20 protein-coding genes are annotated in these 20,521 nt (G+C 37.8%); 14 read left to right on the top strand and 6 right to left on the bottom strand.

Going from position 1 to position 20,521, the window contains the following annotated elements:
* The first annotated feature begins 74 nt into the window (after nucleotides 1–74).
* Both CHB68_RS03280 and CHB68_RS03275 read left to right on the top strand, forming a co-directional pair.
* Nucleotides 75–800, top strand: coding sequence for a carboxypeptidase-like regulatory domain-containing protein (locus tag CHB68_RS03280; protein WP_089259416.1), 726 nt, complete (start codon nucleotides 75–77; stop codon nucleotides 798–800).
* Nucleotides 800–1,804, top strand: a complete 1,005-nt coding sequence (locus tag CHB68_RS03275; protein ID WP_089259415.1) for a transglutaminase domain-containing protein — start codon at nucleotides 800–802, stop codon at nucleotides 1,802–1,804. Before CHB68_RS03280 ends, CHB68_RS03275 begins: the two co-directional genes overlap by 1 nt.
* Nucleotides 1,805–1,806: 2 nt before the next feature.
* Here CHB68_RS03275 and CHB68_RS03270 read toward each other — a convergent pair whose 3' ends face one another.
* The 4 genes from CHB68_RS03270 to CHB68_RS03255 form a co-directional block, all read right to left on the bottom strand.
* On the bottom strand, nucleotides 1,807–2,325 hold the full coding sequence (locus CHB68_RS03270) for a DUF4136 domain-containing protein (RefSeq protein WP_089259414.1): 519 nt from the start codon (nucleotides 2,323–2,325) through the stop codon (nucleotides 1,807–1,809).
* A 119-nt stretch (nucleotides 2,326–2,444) separates the two neighbouring features.
* Nucleotides 2,445–3,155 carry an ion transporter gene (locus CHB68_RS03265; protein WP_089259413.1) on the bottom strand — a complete coding sequence of 237 codons (711 nt, stop codon included), beginning with the start codon at nucleotides 3,153–3,155 and terminating at the stop codon, nucleotides 2,445–2,447.
* A gap of 11 nt (nucleotides 3,156–3,166) precedes the next feature.
* Nucleotides 3,167–4,168: a GTPase ObgE gene (obgE, locus tag CHB68_RS03260; RefSeq protein ID WP_089259412.1), complete on the bottom strand. Its 1,002-nt coding sequence runs from the start codon at nucleotides 4,166–4,168 to the stop codon at nucleotides 3,167–3,169.
* A gap of 57 nt (nucleotides 4,169–4,225) precedes the next feature.
* Nucleotides 4,226–5,335, bottom strand: coding sequence for an adenylate kinase (locus CHB68_RS03255; protein ID WP_089259411.1), 1,110 nt, complete (start codon nucleotides 5,333–5,335; stop codon nucleotides 4,226–4,228).
* 135 nt (nucleotides 5,336–5,470) lie between these two features.
* On the opposite strand from CHB68_RS03255, the gene CHB68_RS03250 reads away from it, so the two are divergent.
* The 7 genes from CHB68_RS03250 (at nucleotide 5,471) to CHB68_RS03220 (ending at nucleotide 13,644) form a co-directional block, all read left to right on the top strand.
* Complete coding sequence (locus CHB68_RS03250) at nucleotides 5,471–6,625, top strand: 5-(carboxyamino)imidazole ribonucleotide synthase (RefSeq protein WP_089259410.1); 1,155 nt, start codon at nucleotides 5,471–5,473, stop codon at nucleotides 6,623–6,625.
* 5 nt (nucleotides 6,626–6,630) lie between these two features.
* Nucleotides 6,631–7,119: a 5-(carboxyamino)imidazole ribonucleotide mutase gene (purE, locus tag CHB68_RS03245; RefSeq protein ID WP_089259409.1), complete on the top strand. Its 489-nt coding sequence runs from the start codon at nucleotides 6,631–6,633 to the stop codon at nucleotides 7,117–7,119.
* A 2-nt stretch (nucleotides 7,120–7,121) separates the two neighbouring features.
* Nucleotides 7,122–7,514, top strand: coding sequence for a hypothetical protein (locus tag CHB68_RS03240; protein ID WP_089259408.1), 393 nt, complete (start codon nucleotides 7,122–7,124; stop codon nucleotides 7,512–7,514).
* A gap of 16 nt (nucleotides 7,515–7,530) precedes the next feature.
* Nucleotides 7,531–9,552, top strand: a complete 2,022-nt coding sequence (locus CHB68_RS03235; RefSeq protein WP_089259407.1) for a M3 family metallopeptidase — start codon at nucleotides 7,531–7,533, stop codon at nucleotides 9,550–9,552.
* Between the two features lie 130 nt (nucleotides 9,553–9,682).
* Complete coding sequence (locus CHB68_RS03230) at nucleotides 9,683–10,696, top strand: hypothetical protein (RefSeq protein ID WP_089259406.1); 1,014 nt, start codon at nucleotides 9,683–9,685, stop codon at nucleotides 10,694–10,696.
* Nucleotides 10,697–10,952: 256 nt separating this feature from the next.
* On the top strand, nucleotides 10,953–13,217 hold the full coding sequence (locus CHB68_RS03225; RefSeq protein WP_089259405.1) for a sensor histidine kinase: 2,265 nt from the start codon (nucleotides 10,953–10,955) through the stop codon (nucleotides 13,215–13,217).
* A 10-nt stretch (nucleotides 13,218–13,227) separates the two neighbouring features.
* A complete protein-coding gene (locus tag CHB68_RS03220; RefSeq protein ID WP_089259404.1) occupies nucleotides 13,228–13,644 on the top strand; it encodes a response regulator in 417 nt (138 codons plus the stop codon).
* 108 nt (nucleotides 13,645–13,752) lie between these two features.
* On the opposite strand, the gene CHB68_RS03215 is transcribed toward CHB68_RS03220, so the two are convergent.
* On the bottom strand, nucleotides 13,753–14,109 hold the full coding sequence (locus CHB68_RS03215) for a rhodanese-like domain-containing protein (RefSeq protein ID WP_089259403.1): 357 nt from the start codon (nucleotides 14,107–14,109) through the stop codon (nucleotides 13,753–13,755).
* Between the two features lie 72 nt (nucleotides 14,110–14,181).
* Between CHB68_RS03215 and CHB68_RS03210 the strand changes: the two genes are divergently transcribed.
* Together CHB68_RS03210 and CHB68_RS03205 are read left to right on the top strand one after the other, a co-directional pair.
* The gene (locus CHB68_RS03210) at nucleotides 14,182–14,736 is read left to right on the top strand and encodes a sigma-70 family RNA polymerase sigma factor (RefSeq protein ID WP_089259402.1); all 555 of its coding nucleotides are present in this window, start codon (nucleotides 14,182–14,184) and stop codon (nucleotides 14,734–14,736) included.
* Nucleotides 14,737–14,738: 2 nt separating this feature from the next.
* Complete coding sequence (locus tag CHB68_RS03205; RefSeq protein WP_315897755.1) at nucleotides 14,739–14,969, top strand: hypothetical protein; 231 nt, start codon at nucleotides 14,739–14,741, stop codon at nucleotides 14,967–14,969.
* On the opposite strand, the gene CHB68_RS18705 is transcribed toward CHB68_RS03205, so the two are convergent.
* Nucleotides 14,956–15,492 (bottom strand): UbiA prenyltransferase family protein, encoded by a 537-nt coding sequence (locus tag CHB68_RS18705; RefSeq protein WP_245838771.1) that lies wholly within the window; start codon nucleotides 15,490–15,492, stop codon nucleotides 14,956–14,958. The genes CHB68_RS03205 and CHB68_RS18705 overlap by 14 nt on opposite strands.
* 426 nt (nucleotides 15,493–15,918) lie before the next feature.
* Here CHB68_RS18705 and gcvP point away from each other — a divergent pair, with 426 nt between their 5' ends.
* The 3 genes from gcvP (at nucleotide 15,919) to CHB68_RS03185 (ending at nucleotide 20,519) form a co-directional block, all read left to right on the top strand.
* Complete coding sequence (gcvP, locus tag CHB68_RS03195) at nucleotides 15,919–18,771, top strand: aminomethyl-transferring glycine dehydrogenase (protein ID WP_089259400.1); 2,853 nt, start codon at nucleotides 15,919–15,921, stop codon at nucleotides 18,769–18,771.
* A 163-nt stretch (nucleotides 18,772–18,934) separates the two neighbouring features.
* The gene (locus CHB68_RS03190; RefSeq protein WP_089259399.1) at nucleotides 18,935–19,993 is read left to right on the top strand and encodes a 3-oxoacyl-ACP synthase III family protein; all 1,059 of its coding nucleotides are present in this window, start codon (nucleotides 18,935–18,937) and stop codon (nucleotides 19,991–19,993) included.
* Nucleotide 19,994: 1 nt separating this feature from the next.
* Complete coding sequence (locus tag CHB68_RS03185; protein ID WP_089259762.1) at nucleotides 19,995–20,519, top strand: class I SAM-dependent methyltransferase; 525 nt, start codon at nucleotides 19,995–19,997, stop codon at nucleotides 20,517–20,519.
* Nucleotides 20,520–20,521: the final 2 nt, after the last annotated feature.

Below are 20,521 nucleotides of genomic sequence, written 5' to 3'. Positions count from 1 at the left end.
AGCTTTACTCATTGTTAGTTTCGAGTGATTTGGTAATATGATAGATTAGGGGTACAATTATAAAACCACAAATTATGAAGCGTAATATGACCATTGGCCTGAGCACACCATGCAATGAAAAATTTACTAATTTTAGCAGTACCGAAATTGGAGGGTTCTGTACAAGTTGCCAAAAAGAAGTTATTGATTTTACCCAATTTACCGATAAGGAACTTGTGCGTTACCTATCCACTGCCACAAGTAAAACATGTGGCCGCTTTAAACCATCTCAATTGAGGACCTATAAATATAAAACGCTACCAATGAACAATACCTTAGTTTCTAAAAGTATAGGTATAATGGGCTTTTCCCTATTGGCGCTGTGCACGAATAAAATCAGTGCCCAAGAGCCTGCAATTACCAATCCGCAAACGGAAATTACCGCTAATGTTGTTAACAACACGGGCAAGGTTTCCACAGTACAGGAACAATATTTGGTTATTGGTACCATTATAGATGAATCTAACGAACCACTACCCGGTGTAAACGTAATCCTTAAGGGCACTACTGTTGGTACACAAACAGATTTTGACGGCAAGTTTGAATTCCCCGATCAATTGGAAGTAGACGATGTTCTAGTATTTAGTTTTCTTGGTTATGAAACACAAGAATATACCATTAAAAAAAGTAAGACCTCAACAATTGACATTCAATTAAAGTTTGATACCTATGATGTTGAACTTATGGGCGAAGTGGTTATTGACGGTACATATACCAGTAAGAAAAATATATTTCAAAAATTCATTGCCATTTTTAAATAATGAGGGTCACTTTCCTTATTATCGTTTTTATTGCTAATGTTTTGCACGCCCAGCGTGCTGATTTTATATTGGTAGATTTTAAAAAGGCCGATAGTATAGCCCATGTGTACAAGGACAGTAGTCTTAAAAATCTACCTGTCCTTGTACATCATTTGACGTCAACATTACAAACGGACGTAGAAAAATTTAGGGCAATATACACTTGGATCGGCACCGCAATAGAAAATGACTACGCATCCTACCTTAAAATAAGCAATAAGAGAAAGAGATTTGCAAAGGACAGGGACGCCTTTCTAAAGTGGAACCATACCATTACCCCTAAAGTCTTTCATAAATTACTAAACGAGCGCAAAACAGCCTGCACAGGGTACGCCTATTTGGTAAAGGAAATGGCCAACTTGGCGGGGTTTAGATGTACAATAATTGACGGCTATGGACGCACGCCTACATTACAGTTAACTGAAAATAGTATGCCCAATCATTCTTGGAACAGCATTGAAATAGGAGGCAAATGGTACGTGTGCGATGCCACTTGGTCTGCTGGGGAAACTATAATAGATAACGGAACGCCAAGATTTTCTTCACAATATTTTGATGGTTATTTTCTGGCCGAACCAACATTGTTCATTAAAAACCACTACCCCCTAATACCAAATAATTCCTATCCAAAACCGAATATATCCTTTACGGAATTTCTAGAAGGCCCTGTTATATATAAAGAAGCCTTTAGAGAATCATTAATACCTGTTCTACCTGAAAAAATGCATAGTTCTATAAAAAAAGGGGACAGTATTGCGTTTCACATTCAAGTTCCCAAAACCTTCACTGGGAAGCTACAAGTATTGATAAACAAATATGGCAATCAAATAGACATCAATTCAGAAGTACAACGAAAAGCAAACGTAATGGGCCTGGTGCAATATTTTGATAGGAAAGGCTTATATGATGTACACATTACTGCGAATAATGAACCTATTGCTACCTATGTTGTTCGGGTTAAATAATTTTATTCTGGTGGGTACTTGCTAAAAATTTTGTCCACAACTGCCTGTAATTTCTCAGACTTTTCTGCAGGTGTATCGCCTTCACGAAAAGGGCTTTCGCTAATAGCTTGCCAAATAAGCATGTCCTTATTGGCATCAACAAAGTCTATTTGAAGTTCTCTGGTCATTTTTGGACCGCCAACAGGTATACCTATAGAAACTCCGCCACCAACGCGACCTCCACCACCACCTAAACCAACCCCGACATTATTGCCTTGTTGAGTACTAAAAACGGTACTTTTAATATTAATAAGAACATCTGGCTCTTCGGCAAACATATATCCTTGTTCACCCAGTGTGGCATCCAAAGCATCCATTAATCTTTTTTCATCCAATTGACTAAGACCGGTCTCCATATCCCCAAAATAGTTATAGGTGGAATAGGAAGTAAAATCCGTTTGTCCATCATAATCATAGTTGACCTTTATAGACCCACAAGAGGCAAAAAGGAGTAATAATGTACTAAAAAGTAAAGTTCTCATACCGTTGCAATTTCTTAAAATTACAGAAAATATATGCGTGAAATTGATTTTTAAGTCGCTATTCGATTAAGGGACTATTAAAATTTTATCCCCAAATACTAAATAAGGGGCCGTAATTTTTATTCAGTTTCTTTTTTGTCAACAGACTTTGTAAGTGCAGATGAGATAATACCCGTTGGAATGGCAACAATACCCAAACCGATCATTAGGATAAAAAAGGTAAACACCTTGCCCCCTGCGGTTATAGGGTAAACATCCCCGTAACCAACGGTAGTAAGTGTTATTATTGCCCACCAAAGACTATCAAATATAGATGAGAAATTTTCTGGTTGCACTTCATGCTCAAAATAATAAATTCCAACGGCAGAAAAATAAATTAAGATCAAGGTAACGATCAAGAACAATAGTATTTCCTCCTTTGCCATGGAAATAGCTTTTGTAAAATGTCTAATGGCCCTATTGTACCTCATTAATTTAAGAATACGAAACAGCCTAAGGAAACGCAATGCCCTTAACGACCTAAGGTCAATACCGAGCGAAAGGTAAAACGGCAGTATTGCCAAAAAATCTATGATGCCATAAAAACTGAAAATAAACTTTCCCTTATGATCAGCCACATAAATCCGCAATAGATATTCAATGGAAAAAACGACTACGCAAAATATTTCTATGGCCCGCAGCACTTTTCTGGTAAAAGGTTTAAGGTCAGGAACCGTTTCAAAGGAAAACGACACTATTGAAATTAATATTAATGCTTGTATGCAATAAGCAAATACCCTACTTTTTTTGTTATCGTTAATTTCAACAATATTTTTTAAATACTGCTTCATTTTAAAGATTCTTAATCGTTAAGCATTGCCCAAAGTTTGTCTTTTAATTCAACAATTCCTATTTGGGCCACAGAAGAGATAAACATAAACGGAGTGTTACCAAACTCATTATCGAGTTCCGCCTTCATTTCCCCCATGAGTTCTTCATCAAGCATATCACATTTAGAAATACAGATTAATCGTTCCTTGTCCAACAATTCTGGATTGTAACGTCTTAATTCATCTAACAGGATTTCATATTCCTTACTTATATCATTGCTATCTGCCGGTATAAGGAAAAGCAAAGTTGCATTGCGTTCTATATGCCTTAAAAAGTAATGGCCCAGACCTTTACCTTCTGCAGCACCTTCTATAATTCCGGGAATATCGGCCATGACAAAACTCTTAAAATCCCTATATTCCACAATGCCCAGGTTAGGCTTTAAAGTCGTAAACTCGTAATCTGCAATCTTAGGTTTAGCCGAAGTTATAACCGACAACAATGTAGATTTCCCGGCATTGGGAAAACCTACCAAGCCTACATCCGCAAGTATTTTCAACTCCAATAAAAAATCTCCTTCTTGTCCATCCTCACCTGGCTGGGCATATCTAGGTGTTTGGTTGGTTGAACTTCTAAAATGCCAATTTCCTCGTCCGCCCATGCCACCTTTCAAGATAATTTTTTCCTCGCCGTGTTCCGTAATTTCAAAAAGGACTTCTTTGGTCTCAAAATCCTTGACCACCGTACCCAAAGGTACATCCAAATACACATCCTCACCGTCTGCGCCGGTGCTTCGGCTTTTACTACCATGCTCACCATGACCCGCCTTAAAATGCTTCTTGAACTTAAAATTAACTAGGGTCCACAAATTTTGGTTACCCCGTATGATCACATGGCCTCCACGTCCACCGTCACCTCCATCAGGTCCGCCTTTGGTAATAAATTTTTCACGGTGTAGATGTACTGATCCCTTGCCCCCTTTACCAGAGGCCAAACCTACTTTTACATAATCTACAAAATTACCTTCGGTCATTGATTTTAGTGCTGTTCACTCCTTTTGGTGCCTTGATGGGGCACCAATGGAATAATGTTATTTTATCTCTTCGATTACTTTGGTAAGACGCTCGGTAATCTCCGCAATAGTCCCTATGCCGTTTACACTGTAAAACTTGCCCTGTGCTTCATAAAATTCCTTTACCGGGGTTGTTTTGATATTGTATTCATCAAAACGGTTTCTAATCTTGGAAACATCCTGGTCATCGCTACGACCACTTACTTTACCGCGTTCCAACAAACGCTCTATCAATACTTCATCATTGGCTTCCAAGGCAATTGTGGCATTGATGGCCATATCCTTGGATTCCAAAAAATTGTCCAAAGCCTCTGCCTGCGCAGCAGTCCTTGGAAAACCGTCAAATATAAATCCGTCTGCCTGGGAATTTTTCTCTACTTCTTCCTGCAACATTTTAATGGTAACCTCATCCGGCACCAATTCTCCTTTATCAATATAGGACTTGGCCAAGGTGCCCAGTTCCGTTCCATTTTTAATATTATATCTAAAGACATCTCCCGTAGAAATATGTTTTAGATTGTACTTCTCTTTTAAGAATTCTGCCTGGGTACCTTTACCCGCACCTGGCTTTCCAAAGAGTACAAGATTGATCATATGTTTCTGGTTTAGTTGGTATACTTCTTTTAAATTTCTTCCAAGTTCATTGTAATCAAGTCCATAACCCACAATAAAATTGTCAGGTATGGCCAATCCAAAATAATCTATGGTATACTCGCCCTTATATACATCTGGTTTATAAAAAAGACTTGCTATCTTAAACTCTTTTACATTGGTTTTTGAAAAAAGATGAACCAATTGTTGAAGCGTACGTCCCGTATCTATAATATCCTCTAAAATAATAACGCTACGACCCTCAAGATTAGCAGGAAGGTCCAAAAGGGTTTCTACAATTCCGGTTGAGGTCAAGCCTTGGTAAGAGCTTAATTTTACAAAGGATACTTCACAAGGGTGCTGGTATGCCTTTAGAAAATCTGACACAAACATGAACGACCCGTTTAAGACCCCAACAAATATAGGAGTCTCATCCTTATAATCTGCCGCAATCTTTTCGGCAACAGACGCTACGGCCTGTTGTATTTCCGTTTCGTTCAGGTACGGCGTAAAAAACTTGTCGTGAAGCTGTATCAATTTTCTTAAATTATCAAGGTTGGCAAAGATAAGGTATTGGCCTGTGTTTTTAAATAGAAAGGAATTGGTTTCTAAGATTTAACCGTATTTTTGTGCCACTTAAGGCGTTTTTAAACTCCTAAAAGCAATATTTATATGGATTACTTCTCTTCAGATTTTAAACTTGGAATTTTAGGCGGAGGCCAATTAGGCAAGATGATGCTTTATGAGACCCGTAAATGGGATATCTACACCAAAGTTTTGGATGCCTCGGCAGATGCACCTTGCAGAATGTCCTGCAATGAATTTGTGCAAGGAAGCCTTTTGGATTATGATACGGTATACAATTTTGGAAAGGATGTAGATATACTAACCATAGAAATAGAGAACGTGAACCTTGATGCCTTAGAACAGTTAGAGGACGAGGGCAAAAAAGTGTATCCACAACCAAGGGCCTTGCGCATAATTCAAAATAAGGCAAAACAAAAACTGTTTTATGTTGATAACGGAATACCTACGGCAGATTTTCAACGGTTTGCCTATTTAAGCGAAATTGAGGACAGTATTGAAAATGGCGCCTTACAATTTCCTTTTGTATGGAAAGTTGCTCAGTTTGGATATGACGGACAAGGTGTAAAGGTCGTAAGAAGCCTTGAGGACTTAAAGGATTTACCCAAGGGAGAATGTATTGCAGAAACAATGGTGCCGTTCAAAAATGAGTTGGCGGTAATCGTTTCAAGAAATGCCTTAGGTGAAATAAAGACTTACCCAGTGGTGGAGATGGAGTTTCATCCAGAAGCCAATCAGGTAGAATATGTCATTTGCCCGGCACGTATAGATGATAAAGTAGCGGAAAAGGCACGGGCATTAGCATTGAAAGTAGCGGATAAAATAGGACTTACAGGACTACTGGCCGTTGAAATGTTCCAAACCAAGGAAGATAATGTCCTAGTTAACGAAGTAGCCCCTAGACCCCATAACAGCGGACACTACAGTATTGAGGCTAGCTATACCAACCAATTTGAACAACATATTCGTAGTATCTTAGGTTTACCGTTAGGGAATACGGACAGTAAGGTTGCAGGAGTAATGGTGAACTTGGTAGGTGCAGAAGGCCATACAGGAAACGTGGTATATAAAAATATGGAAACTATATTGCGGATGGAGGGAGTTACCCCACATATTTACGGAAAAGCACAAACAAGGCCCTTTAGAAAAATGGGCCACGTAACCATAGTGAACAGTGATCTCCAAAAGGCCAGGTCCATAGCGGAAAAAGTAAAGGAAACAATTCAAGTGATCTCAAAATAAACAACATGAGTAAAGTAGCCGTAGTAATGGGCAGCACCAGCGATATGCCCGTAATGCAGGAAGCCATAGACATATTAAAAGGTTTTGATATAGAAGTAGACGTAGATATCGTTTCCGCCCACAGAACACCGGAAAAATTATTTGACTTCAGTAAAAACGCACATATTAATGGTTACTCCGTTATTATTGCCGGTGCCGGTGGTGCCGCTCACTTGCCCGGTATGGTCGCATCAATGTCGCCCCTACCCGTAATTGGGGTTCCGGTAAAAAGTAGCAATTCTATTGATGGTTGGGACTCCGTATTATCCATTCTTCAAATGCCAGGCGGTGTACCGGTGGCTACCGTAGCACTAAATGGCGCTAAAAACGCAGGTATTTTAGCGGCACAGATTATTGGCAGTTCAGATAAATGTGTATTGGACAAGATTATATTGTACAAAGAAGGATTAAAGCAAAAAGTTATTGACGGTGCAAAAGCAGTAAACAATAAATAGATATGAAGCCTTACCTTATCTTGCTTCTAATACTCATTACTTCATGCCAATCCAACCAAGGTTTTGAAGAAATTCAGCTAAGCAAACCAACAATGGTTAGTATTTCTCCAGATAGCACAGTAACCAAACAATTACAGGAAAAAATGGGTGACGAGAACTATTTTGTCTTTATTGATGACGTAATGTGGTATGATAGTGAATTAATGATGTTGGTAGACAGTTTTGAAATTGAACAGCTTAGTACCGAAAAAAGAAAGATAAAATTAATTGGAGGAAGTAATAATTGGCAAATTGACATGGACACCACTGATATAAAATGGCGATACATTTATTTTGATGGTTCGGAATTTTTAGAAAGTGATGCCATCGCTATGAAAGAATTTTTAAGCAATTAAAATTACACGTAAAACAATGCAAAATCCACTTCTTACACCTTTTGATCAGGCACCATTTTCAAAAATAAAAAATGAGCATTTTAAGCCTGCCTTTCTACAATCTATTGAAGATGCAAGAGCGGAAATAGATGCTATTACCGAAAATACAGATACCCCTACATTTGAAAACACCATAGAGGCGCTAGAGTTCGCCGGTCAGCAATTAGACCGTATTTCTAGTGTTTTCTTTAATCTTAATTCTGCGGAAACCAATGAGGAAATCCAGAAAATAGCTCAAGAAATTTCCCCGTTATTATCAGAATTTGGCAATGACATTACTTTAAACGAAGCTTTGTTCAAAAGGGTTAAGGCGGTCTATGACCAAAAAGACAATTTGGACCTAACTGTAGAACAACATACACTTTTAGATAAAAAATATAAAAGTTTTAGCAGAAACGGAGCCAATTTATCTGAAGACAAAAAGAAACGTTTAAGAGAAATAGATGCAAAACTGGCAAAGTTAAAATTGACATTTGGTGAAAACGTTTTAGCGGAGACCAACAAATATCAGTTACATCTAACAAATGAAGCTGATGTAGACGGATTACCCGAAGGCGAAAAAGAAGCAGCTGCACAATTGGCAATTTCAAAAGGAAAAAAAGATGGTTGGATGATCACCTTGGATTACCCTAGCTATATACCGTTTATGAAATATGCCAAAAACAGGGAATTACGCAAAAAGCTTTCATTGGCTTTTGGCAGTAAAGGATTTCACAACGATGAATTGGACAATCAAGAAAATGTCCTTGAAATAGCAAAATTACGTTTTGAAAGAGCCAATCTGCTAGGGTATAAAACACACGCTCATTTTGTTTTGGAGGAGCGTATGGCGGAAACGCCTGAAAAGGTACATGAATTTTTAAACGAACTCTTGGACAAGGCGAAACCTGCGGCAGAGCGCGAATTCATGCAATTAGAAGAGTTTGCCAAAAAAATTGATGCTATTGACCGCCTGGAAAAATGGGATGGAAGCTATTATTCCGAAAAATTAAAGCAGGAGTTATTTAATTTGGACGATGAAAAATTAAAACCCTACTTTAAACTGGAAAATGTCATTAACGGTGTCTTCAAAGTTGCCGAAAAATTATTTGACCTGCAGTTTAAGGAAGTAGAAGATGTAGACAGATACCACAATGAAGTAAAAACGTATAAGGTCTTTGATGCAAACAATAACTTTATTTCCTTGTTCTATGCGGATTTTCATCCCAGGGCAGGCAAAAGAGGGGGTGCTTGGATGACCTCCTTTAAATCACAATGGAAACGCAATGGAGAAAATGTAAGGCCGCACATCTCCAATGTCTGTAACTTTACCCCTTCTACAAAGAGCAAACCATCATTACTAACCTTCAACGAGGTTACTACTTTATTCCATGAGTTTGGCCATGGGCTTCATGGTATGTTGGCGAACACTACCTACCCTAGCCTTTCCGGCACCTCGGTATTTTGGGATTTTGTAGAATTGCCTAGCCAAGTTTTAGAAAACTGGTGCTATGAAAAAGAAGCGTTGGAATTGTTCGCAAAGCACTATGAAACCGGGGAGACCATACCTATGGAACTGGTTGAAAAAATAAAGGAATCCGCCACGTTTCAAGAAGGAATGCAGACTCTACGTCAATTAAGTTTTGGTTTATTGGACATGTCTTGGCATGGTGGGGACCCTACCCAAATTTCCAATGTTAAAAAGCATGAGGATGAAGCGTTCAAAAATACCAACTTATACCCTGAAACTCCGGAAACATGTATGAGCACGGCGTTCTCACATATATTTCAAGGTGGTTATTCATCAGGGTACTATAGTTATAAATGGGCAGAAGTGTTAGATGCAGATGCTTTTGCATATTTTAAGGAAAAAGGTATTTTCAATAAAGAAGTAGCTACCAAATTCAAGGACCACGTCCTTTCTCAAGGAGGAACCGAAAACCCCATGGTACTTTACAAACGATTTAGGGGAGCAGAACCAAAGGTTGAGGCTTTGTTGGAAAGGGCCGGATTGCTATAACCTTTTCATTGATAACCCTTAACAACTTATTTTAAGGGCTAGACCTTACCGGAAGAGGAGATGACAACAATAAATTTACGTATTGATGCAGTAGAATTATTTTGAAGATTCAAAAGCAAATATTTATATAATGCGTAAATTATTTATACCGATGGCTGCAGTACTTTATTGGTCCTGCAGCACCGATGCCGAGCTTTTCTCAGAGAATCTACTAGAAGAATCCACTAACACATCTCCAATTTTAGCCACCCAGTCTTTAGCGGTAGATGAACATTCCGCCACGGGTACATCTATTGGCACAATTGTGGCAACGGATGCTGACAATGACGAGCTATCCTTTAAGATAGAAGACGGTAGCCTAATAAATATTGATGAAAAAAATGGTGAGGTTACCGTTGGTGAAGGTTTGGTATTAGATTTTGAGACTGCGACCAGTCTATCGTTCACGGTCTCTGTATTTGATGGTACGGATATTTCCCAGCAAACCTATAACGTAACAATTAACGACATTGATGAGTACATGCTTCTTGAACAGGAACAAAAAGATACCATAGATTATTTTATGTACCTAACCTTGTGGCAATCACCAACCCATACCCCACTTGAAAACAGTAGCCGTTGGCAAACACCTATGAACATTTATTTGGATGGTTCAATTTCCACATCGGCCAAAGCAGATATAGAAAATGTCTTGGAAGAATTCAATATCATATTTGAGGAAAGTAGTTTTAGTTTGTCCCTTGTATCAACAGAGGAAAGTGCCAATGCCCACCTTTATCTTGGAGAAACAGCAGAACTGGAAAACCTTTGGGCGGATATGTATGAGATTGTACATGGCAAAACGTATTCTGGGTATGCAATGACGGCCAATAACAGTTCGGTTTTGAGTAATAGTAGAATCTGGGTCTCAAGCACAAGCTCCATATTGCTTAAACATGAATTAGGACATGCCTTAGGGTTTGGACATTCTGATAAATGTGAATCGGAGAATAGCTTTATGTGTTCCAATATTAGTCAGGAACATGACTTTTTAGAATTGGAAAAGGAGATTTTAAAACTTGCCTATTCAAATGAAATGCCAGAAGGCCTTTCCGAAATAGAAATAAAAACATATTTGGCCAACAAAATGATTTTAGGGGACTAAGGCTCTTCATAATTATAGAAACTCTTATACTCCAATAATTACTTGTAAACCTTTTGTTTAATACAGAAGGTTTTTTTTATCCAATACGTTGCACCCTCCTATATGCGCCAAACCATTTTTTTATCAAAACTTATTTCAAATCAAGCATTTAATCTATATATTGTAACCTATTACGTACAATATGCCTCTCATTTTTCCTGCCCGCACATATCATCATCTATTTATTTCAAAAAGTATAAAATTTCAAAATTAGAATATGGTAGAGAAGCATATTGAAAATTCTAGCTTACTTGAGCTCCTAGAATATACCAACCAATTAGGTAAAATAGGTGTTTTTAAATTTGACGCCTTAACGGAAGATATTTATTGGAATGACATTATGCGGGAGATACATGAAGTTGATGATAACTTTACACCAACCATACAGAACATTTTTTGCTTTACCGAAGCCGGTGCTACCAATGACAAACTGAAAAGAGGGCATTTAGATACACTCAAACATGATACGCCACTAAAGATTGAACACGAAATCACTACCGCCAGAGGAAATAAACGCTTTGTTCAATGTACGACCCAACCAACTTTTAGCAACGGTAAATTGACAAACATTTTAGGAACTGTATTTGATATTACCGAACGTAAACTATCGGAACGTGAATTATTACAAAGAAACAAGCAATTAAACTTTGCCGAAGAGATTGCCCAAATTGGGTATTGGGAATGGGACCCCATCAATGATAAATTTATATGGTCAGATAATCTCTATAAAATTTTTGGCCTAGAAGTAGGCATTGAAATGAGTCTAGAACTATTGGTAAGCCGTGTTCATCCAGATGATAAGGAACATGTGCAGCAGGTTACCATGGATTTATTCGAGACAAAAAAATTCAAGAAGTTTACGTACAGAATCATACCACCCAAGGGTGCAATAAAAACTTTGGAGGTGTTGGGGCAAGTAGAATGTGATGATAGCGGCAATATTGTTAAGTTAATTGGGGTAACACAGGATATAACTCATCGTATAGCCACAGAACATGAACTAACTCAAAAAAATCAAAATTTATTATTAGCTGAAAATATAGCAAAAATCGGATTTTGGCAATGGATACCAGAAAAGGATGAATTTATATGGTCAGAAAATCTATATAGAATCTTTGAATACGAAATTGGCACTAAAATGAGTATGGAATTATTTTCTGCACGCTTTCACCCAGAAGATTTAGAGAAAATAAACCAGAACGTAAACAAGTTCATGGAAAAGGGGGTATTTGAAAAATATTCATACCGCATTTTGCTACCCAATGGAACAATAAAAGTTTTGGAGGTTCTTGGCCAATACATCACCCCAAATGAAAAAAATAAGCAACAAATCCTTAGCGGTGTTATACAAGATATAACTGATAGGGTTGATCGGGAACAAGAATTAAGAAACAAGAACAAACTTTTGAACATGGCCTCCCAAATTGCTAAAATGGGATATTGGACCTGGAAGATTGAAGAGGATAAACATATATGGTCAGACAACTTATATACTATTCTTGAACTTGACCCTAACACAAAATTAAATAGTGAAATTGTACTGTCACTTGTTCACCCTGATGATAAAAAAACTTGCGAAGACGCTATGAAATCGGGAATAGCTACCAAAAAATTTCCAAAATTTAGGCATAGAAGAATTTGCAAAAATGGAGCAATAAAGACCTTAGAGCTTTCAGCTGAAGTTATATTAAATAAAAATGGAGATATAGTTGAATTTATAGGCACAACACTAGATATAACAGATATCATTAAAAATGAAATTGAGTTATTGAAGGCGAATAACAACTTGAAGGAATCCAAAATGAAACTTACCGCCAGAAACAAGCAGTTGGCAGAATTCAATCATATTACATCACATAATCTAAGGTCACCGGTAAGTAACTTAAATGCCTTGTTAGGAATGTTCAAGGACCCCACATATGAGGATTTAAAAGAGGAACTTTTTCAGAAATTTGAAATTGTAATAGATCATCTTACCTTAACATTGGACACATTAGTAGAGTCGCTTAAGGTAAAGCATGAGGCCAACAAATCCATTCAAAAATTAAGCTTTGATGAAACCCTGAATAAAACCAAGGAAATTTTGGCTGCAGAGATCATACAGACCAACGCAATTATAAAATGTAATTTTACCGATGTTCCCAAAATAGTGTACAATAAGATATATTTAGAAAGTATTTTTCTTAACTTGATAGGGAATGCCATAAAATATAAATCTAAGGATCGTGTGCCGGAAATAGAAATAGAGTCCAAGGAAACTAATGGCAAGGTTCACCTATCGTTTAAGGACAACGGTATAGGCATAGACTTAAAGCAACATGGAGATAAGTTGTTCGGTTTGAACAAAGTATTCCACAGACATCCAGATGCCAAAGGAATTGGTCTGTTTTTGACAAAGGCACAGGTTGAAGCTATGGGTGGAACCATTTCTGCACAAAGTGAAGTAAATGTAGGTTCAACTTTTACCGTAACACTAAACTAACTCACAACTTATGAATAACAACATTAACATTTGTATAGTGGATGATGATGAAATTTATCAATTCACAATGGCAGCTACACTAAAGGCCTTTAACTCGATTAAAAAAATAATAGCTTTTAAAGATGGTTTGGAAGCTATGGATTTTATGTTGGACAATCTCAGCAACGAGAAAGAATTGCCAGATATCATCTTTCTTGATATAAATATGCCCGTGATGGACGGTTTCCAGTTTATGGAAGAATATGTAAAGATCCACCCTAAAGTAGGAAAAAAAATAATTATCTATATGGTTTCCTCCTCTGTAGATGAAGTTGATATTGAGCGTGCAAAGAAAATAAGTCAGATTTCAGATTATATCATAAAGCCTATTAGGGAGACCCAATTAAAGAATATCCTTGGGCAATTGGAGGAAGACGGTAAATTATAATCAATTAAACGACCATCTTTTTTAATTGAAATATTGCTCTGAGATGGCCATGGAATTTCCTTGGCCAATTTTAATGGTAAGGGCTGTAATTAAACAAAATTTTAATTTTCAACGTTGATCATTTTGCCAATCATCAAAGCCGCCTTCAAGGTTGATTACTTTTGTAAAACCTAAGGAAGCTAAACGTTCTTGAGACTTTAGGCTCCTACCCCCTTTTTTACAATAAACATAAATGATTTTATTCTTATCAATGTTTTTGACCTTTTCATTAAAATCATTTGAAAACCAATCAATATTGATTGCCCCATCAATATGTCCATCCTTATATTCCTGAGGGGTTCTTACGTCCAGCAAAAGTACATTTTCCGCATTGGAAAACGTAAAATCAGCTATTGGCTGGGAAGTTATTTGACCATAACTTACTTGACCTATGACCAATAACAATACAAATACAATTTTCTTCATAAGAGATAGGATTGAGTTCAAAAATAATCATAATCCCTAAAATTACTCTATTTTTGATAGGCAATAGAAAAAATGGAAACACATCAACTTCATCCGGACACTTGGGTAGATCTTTACGCGGATTATTTATACAATTACGCCGTTGCTAGGGTAAATGATGCTGAAATTGCCAAAGATTTGGTTCAGGAAACCTTTATAGCGGGTTTAAAGTCCGCTAAGAATTTTAAGGGTGATGCGGCAGAACGCACCTGGCTCATTGCCATTTTAAAACGTAAGGTCATAGACCATTACCGTAAGATAAATTCCAAAAAAGGTAAGGCCGAGGTGAGAATGAACTACAGCGCACAGACCGATGCCGAAGGAGATTGGCTTGAAGAGCGCATAGCCGACCCCAATAGCAATTTTGAAAACGATGCGCTGGAAAATGAAGAATTAGGACTGGCCATTCAAAAATGTATAGCCAAACTACCCAAAAAACAAGCACAAGTTTTTACCATGAAAACAATAGAAGGTATGGAAACTGAAGATATTTGTAATGCATTGGGCATAAATGCGTCTAACTTATGGGTAATGATACATAGGGCCAGAACTGGTTTGATGGGTTGTTTAAATCAAAATTGGTTTTAATTATGATGATTTCATGTGAAAAGGCAGCGTGCATTTGCAATAAGGCTCAATATAAAGAGGCTTCATTTTGGGAAACCATTTCGTTAAGGTTTCATATTTTAATGTGCAAGGCCTGTACTAAGCATAGTAAGCAAAACAAAAAGTTGACCACGCTTTGCAATAAAGCCAATTTAGTCGCTTTGTCCGAAGAGGATAAACGCAAAATGAAAGAATCGTTACCTACAAAGAATTAGTGGTCTTATTTAAAAGTACCACTATACTCCACCATATTATAGGCAAGGCCTCTACCCAAAATGATGCATAATATTTGGACTGATTTTTTTTGCTTCTATATAAAGCCAATAGCAACAATAGCCCAAAAACCGTATTGGAAATAATCAAAGTTGGCTCAACATTGGACTTAAGAAATGTAATTGTATAAAAAAGTAAAACCCATACATAGCCAATTCTTCTTGCACCTACTACACCTAAACGTTGTGGCAGCGTTTTCAAATCTGCATGATCATATTTTAAATCCCTAATCTCAAAGGGTACCAAAAGTACCAACACCAACAAAAAACGCTGTACGGTTTCAAGTTGAATATCATAATCTATTTGTGAAGTTTCGGAATAAACAGGCAATATGACGGTGGTACCGGCCCACACCAAAGCAACTATTAAGATCTTAAGTCCACTTAGACTTCTGAAGTTTCTATGCCTGGGCAAAACGGGTAAGGCATAAAGAGCCGTAATCCCGCCCAAAACAAGCAACCCCATAAAAACCTGTTTCGATAAAAAAAAGGAATGGTAAATTGCAATAAGCGTACAGATAATGCTAAAAAATTGGATGTTCTTGTGGTATCTGTTTGCTACAAGAATATATTTATGGGCCTCAACTCCATATTTCACAAAATTATAACAACCAATAGTCCCAAAAAATATAAAACAATATAGGCGAAAGTCAACGTTTATGTTTACCGTTAGGGCCGTTATATGCATAAGGCTCAATACCGCAAATGCCACATGAACACTAGCATCTAGATAAAAATCAAAAACTCTCTTGAACCAAGCCATTGAACAAAAGTAGCTAAAGTGTTTATAACCTTAAGTTTTGGTTAAAAACTTTACTTGTATAGCACTCCATAGCAGTCAAATTACCCATATTTATTTGGTAATTTTGTATCATATATAACAAAACTATCTATGAAGACTGACGTGTTTGCACTGCGCCATATCGGCATAAGGGAAGAAAATTTAAAACACATGCTTGACACCGTAGGTGTCGATAATTTGGAACAGCTAATTTATGAAACGATACCCGAGGATATCAGGCTTAAAAAACCCTTAATTTTAGATGAACCGTTAAGCGAGCATAGATATTTGGCGCATATAGAGGCCTTATCCAAAAAGAACAAGGTTTTTCGTACCTATATCGGTTTGGGCTACCATGAAAGTCTTACACCTTCCGTCATCAAAAGAAATATTCTTGAAAACCCAGGTTGGTATACCGCATATACCCCTTATCAGGCAGAGATTGCCCAAGGCAGATTAGAAGCGTTGTTAAATTTCCAAACCATTGTTACGGATTTAACGGGGATGGAACTTGCAAACGCATCACTTTTAGATGAAAGTACTGCTGCCGCGGAAGCAATGACCATGCTATATGATGTACGTAGTAGGGAACAAAAAAAGAACGAAGTCCTAAAATTCTTTGTTTCTGAAGAAATCTTGCCCCAGACCCTTTCTTTATTAAAAACGCGCTCTACACCTTTAGGAATTGAATTGGTGGTCGGTAATCATGAGGAGTTCAGTTTTGATAGCGACTATTACGGTGCCTTATTGCAATATCCCGGCAAATATGGTCAGGTCTATGATTATTCGGATTTTGTTTCCAAGGCCAAAGCCAATGATATTAAGGTGGCCGTGGCTGCAGATATTCTGAGCCTAGTGGCGCTTACTCCTCCGGGTGAATTTGGCGTAGATGTTGTTGTCGGCACTACCCAACGGTTTGGTATTCCATTAGGGTATGGAGGTCCACATGCAGCCTATTTTGCAACCAAGGAAGCCTATAAGAGAAGTATACCAGGACGTATCATTGGAGTTACCAAGGACACGGATGGCAAACCTGCACTGCGCATGGCCCTACAAACACGGGAACAGCATATTAAAAGAGATAAGGCTACATCCAATATATGTACCGCACAAGTACTTTTGGCCGTAATGGCGGGTATGTACGGGGTATATCATGGTCCTAAAGGATTAAAGTATATTGCGAATAAAGTACACGCCACAGCAGTAACCTTGACAGACGCCTTGGAAAAGTTGGGCCTCTATCAAATGAACACGGCGTTTTTTGATACCATAACCATAAAGACCAACTCCAATTTAGTGCGTACCATTGCTGAGAAATATGAGGTCAATTTCTTATATGTGGACAACGAAACCATTTCAATAGCTGTAAATGAGGCAACTTCCATAAAGGATATTAATCAAATTCTTTCCATTTTCTCGGAAGCATTGGGGAAAAATAAAATTGAGGTTACACAATTGAAAACGGAAACCAATATTCCCGATCATTTACAGCGTACCAGTAGTTTCATGGAAAATAAGGTTTTTAATTCGTACCATTCCGAAACGGAATTAATGCGCTACATAAAGAAACTGGAACGTAAGGACCTTGCTTTGAACCATAGTATGATTTCTTTGGGAAGCTGCACCATGAAGTTGAACGCAGCCACGGAAATGCTACCGTTAAGCATGACGCATTGGGGAAATATTCATCCGTTTGTACCTGTTGAACAAGCTGAAGGATACCAAATTGTATTGAAGGAATTAGCAAAGGACCTCTCTATAATAACAGGGTTTGCGGACACTTCCCTACAACCCAATTCCGGAGCTCAGGGAGAGTATGCAGGTTTAATGGCCATAAGGGCATATCATGAATCTAGAGGAGACTCCGATCGAAACATTTGTCTTATACCCTCCTCTGCCCATGGAACCAACCCTGCTTCTGCGGTCATGGCAGGAATGAAGGTAATTGTCACCAAAACCGATGAAAAAGGGAATATTGATGTGGCGGACCTAGAAGAAAAAGCCAAGCTACATTCAAACAAATTGGCCGCATTGATGGTAACTTATCCATCTACCCATGGTGTTTTTGAATCCTCCATAAAGCAAATTACCAAATTAATTCATGATCACGGAGGTCAAGTTTATATGGACGGTGCCAATATGAATGCACAGGTAGGATTGACCAATCCGGGTATGATCGGTGCAGATGTATGTCACTTAAATTTACACAAAACCTTTGCCATACCACACGGTGGAGGTGGTCCAGGAGTAGGTCCAATATGCGTTGCCCCACAATTGGTACCGTTCTTACCAGGAAATCCCGTAATAGCCACCGGTGGCAAAAATGCCATTACTGCCATATCCGCTGCACCTTGGGGCAGTTCTCTGGCTTGCCTAATATCATATGCCTATATTAAAATGCTGGGCGAAGAAGGGTTGACCCATTCTACAAAGATTGCCATCTTAAACGCAAACTATATCAAACAACGTCTAAGCGGAAAGTTCGATGTGCTATATACCGGGGAAAAAGGCAGGGCCGCCCATGAAATGATCATTGATTGCAGGCCTTTTAAACAAAACGGCATAGAAGTTACCGATATTGCCAAAAGACTAATGGATTATGGCTTCCACGCTCCAACAGTTTCTTTCCCCGTTGCCGGTACCGTAATGATAGAGCCTACCGAAAGTGAAAATCTTGAAGAACTGGATAGATTTTGCGATGCCATGATATCGATAAGGGCAGAGATTGATGAAAGTTCCCAAGAGCAACCTGACAATGTGCTAAAGAACGCCCCGCATACTTTAGATATGACCACTGGGGATGAATGGCCTTTTCCATACTCACGACAAAAAGCCGCTTTTCCTTTGCCATATATAAGGGAAAATAAATTTTGGCCAGCCGTTAGAAGAGTCGATGATGCCTATGGAGATCGTAATTTAATCTGTACTTGCGCCCCGATCGAGGCCTATGCAGATATAGAATAAGTAATGTTTTCAGTACTTTACAAAGCCTTTTCAAAAAATTGAAGAGGCTTTTTTCTTGTATGTATACTAGAAAATTGGCAAATGGACATCGTAATATTTATTATGCATGCATAAAATAATTAAATCCAGATGATTAAATTTCTTAATAAACCAATAGAGCACAATGAGCATAGCAATAACCGGTACAGGTAGTTATATACCATCCCAAACCATTAAAAATTCAGATTTCAGCGATCACCAATTTTTAAATTTGGACGGTACAACGTTTAATCATGAAAATACGGTCATTATTGAAAAATTTAAGGCCATAACAGGGATTGAGGAAAGAAAGTATGCGGATAAAAAATATACTGCTTCTAATCTTGCCTATTTTGCGGCAGAAAAGGCTATTGAAGACGCCCAAATTGATAAGGAAACCCTAGATTACATAATTGTGGCCCACAATTTTGGCGACATTGCATATGGTCAGAAACAAGGCGATACATTACCAAGTTTGGCTACACGGGTAAAGCATCAGTTGGAAATCAATAATCCAAAATGTGTTGCCTATGACCTTTTGTTTGGTTGCCCAGGCTGGTTAGAAGGGATGATTCAGGCAAATGCGTTTATTAAAAGTGGAATAGCCAATAAGTGTTTGGTAATCGGCGCAGAAACCTTATCAAGGGTAGTTGATGATTATGATCGTGATAGTATGATCTATTCAGATGGTGCAGGTGCGGCCATTATAGAAAGAAAAGAAAACAGTGGAGAAATATTGGCTCATGAATCTGCCACTTTTGCAATTGATGAGGCCAACTATTTATTTTTTGGCACTACATATAACAAAGAAATCAATGATTCTGCCAACTATATAAAAATGTACGGTAGAAAAATTTATGAATTTGCCGTGACCCATGTTCCTAAAGCCATGGCAGAATGCTTGGATAAAAGCAATATATCAATAGATGAGGTAAAAAAAGTATTCATTCATCAAGCAAACGAAAAAATGGACGAAGCCATCTTAAAACGTTTTTATAAAATATACGGTAAGCAAATGCCTGAAGATATTATGCCCATGAGCATATCAAAGCTCGGAAACAGTTCCGTAGCCACCATACCTACATTATTTGATATGGTTAAAAACGGTAAATTGGAAAATCACGGTATTACCAAAGGAGATGTTGTTATCTTTGCAAGTGTTGGCGCAGGCATGAACGTCAATGCAATGGTATACAGAATTTAAAATGTACGAAAAAAGCTTTCCCAATAAACGATTTAGACAAACGCTGCAGTTTTTACAAAAGCACATTGACACAAGTGAAACAATATTGGATTTAGGCGTTGAAAATCCGTTTTCACAAATTATGCAAGATAATGGCTATACCGTGAATAATACTAAAGGTGAGGATTTGGATGTTGACTACTCCGCTGTACTCAACCCTGAAGTTAAAGTAATTACCGCTTTTGAAATTTTTGAACACCTATTATCACCATTACCGGTATTATCTCACATAAAAGCAGATAAACTTGTTGCCAGTATTCCATTAAAGCTATGGTTTGCGCCAGCTTATAGAAGCAAAACGGATAAATGGGACAGGCACTACCATGAATTTGAGGATTGGCAGTTTAATTGGTTGTTAGAAAAAGCCGGATGGGAAATTCAAGATTGCCAAAAATGGACCAATCCGGTTAAAAAACTTGGAATAAGGCCATTACTGCGGTATTTTACCCCCAGGTATTATATTGTTTACGCTACCCGTAAACACTAGAT

It is taken from the genome of Maribacter sedimenticola, from assembly GCF_900188415.1.
Lineage (GTDB): Bacteria > Bacteroidota > Bacteroidia > Flavobacteriales > Flavobacteriaceae > Maribacter > Maribacter sedimenticola.
This window is presented reverse-complemented; position numbering and strand designations above follow the sequence as displayed.

Coding starts and splice junctions, on each gene's coding strand:
- CHB68_RS03280 (WP_089259416.1), top strand. CDS start 75: ATGAAGCGTAATATGACCATTGGCCTGAGCACACCATGCAATGAAAAA.
- CHB68_RS03275 (WP_089259415.1), top strand. CDS start 800: ATGAGGGTCACTTTCCTTATTATCGTTTTTATTGCTAATGTTTTGCAC.
- CHB68_RS03270 (WP_089259414.1), bottom strand. CDS start 2,325: ATGAGAACTTTACTTTTTAGTACATTATTACTCCTTTTTGCCTCTTGT.
- CHB68_RS03265 (WP_089259413.1), bottom strand. CDS start 3,155: ATGAAGCAGTATTTAAAAAATATTGTTGAAATTAACGATAACAAAAAA.
- obgE (WP_089259412.1), bottom strand. CDS start 4,168: ATGACCGAAGGTAATTTTGTAGATTATGTAAAAGTAGGTTTGGCCTCT.
- CHB68_RS03250 (WP_089259410.1), top strand. CDS start 5,471: ATGGATTACTTCTCTTCAGATTTTAAACTTGGAATTTTAGGCGGAGGC.
- purE (WP_089259409.1), top strand. CDS start 6,631: ATGAGTAAAGTAGCCGTAGTAATGGGCAGCACCAGCGATATGCCCGTA.
- CHB68_RS03240 (WP_089259408.1), top strand. CDS start 7,122: ATGAAGCCTTACCTTATCTTGCTTCTAATACTCATTACTTCATGCCAA.
- CHB68_RS03235 (WP_089259407.1), top strand. CDS start 7,531: ATGCAAAATCCACTTCTTACACCTTTTGATCAGGCACCATTTTCAAAA.
- CHB68_RS03230 (WP_089259406.1), top strand. CDS start 9,683: ATGCGTAAATTATTTATACCGATGGCTGCAGTACTTTATTGGTCCTGC.
- CHB68_RS03225 (WP_089259405.1), top strand. CDS start 10,953: ATGGTAGAGAAGCATATTGAAAATTCTAGCTTACTTGAGCTCCTAGAA.
- CHB68_RS03220 (WP_089259404.1), top strand. CDS start 13,228: ATGAATAACAACATTAACATTTGTATAGTGGATGATGATGAAATTTAT.
- CHB68_RS03215 (WP_089259403.1), bottom strand. CDS start 14,109: ATGAAGAAAATTGTATTTGTATTGTTATTGGTCATAGGTCAAGTAAGT.
- CHB68_RS03210 (WP_089259402.1), top strand. CDS start 14,182: ATGGAAACACATCAACTTCATCCGGACACTTGGGTAGATCTTTACGCG.
- CHB68_RS03205 (WP_315897755.1), top strand. CDS start 14,739: ATGATGATTTCATGTGAAAAGGCAGCGTGCATTTGCAATAAGGCTCAA.
- CHB68_RS18705 (WP_245838771.1), bottom strand. CDS start 15,492: ATGGGGTTGCTTGTTTTGGGCGGGATTACGGCTCTTTATGCCTTACCC.
- gcvP (WP_089259400.1), top strand. CDS start 15,919: ATGAAGACTGACGTGTTTGCACTGCGCCATATCGGCATAAGGGAAGAA.
- CHB68_RS03190 (WP_089259399.1), top strand. CDS start 18,935: ATGAGCATAGCAATAACCGGTACAGGTAGTTATATACCATCCCAAACC.
- CHB68_RS03185 (WP_089259762.1), top strand. CDS start 19,995: ATGTACGAAAAAAGCTTTCCCAATAAACGATTTAGACAAACGCTGCAG.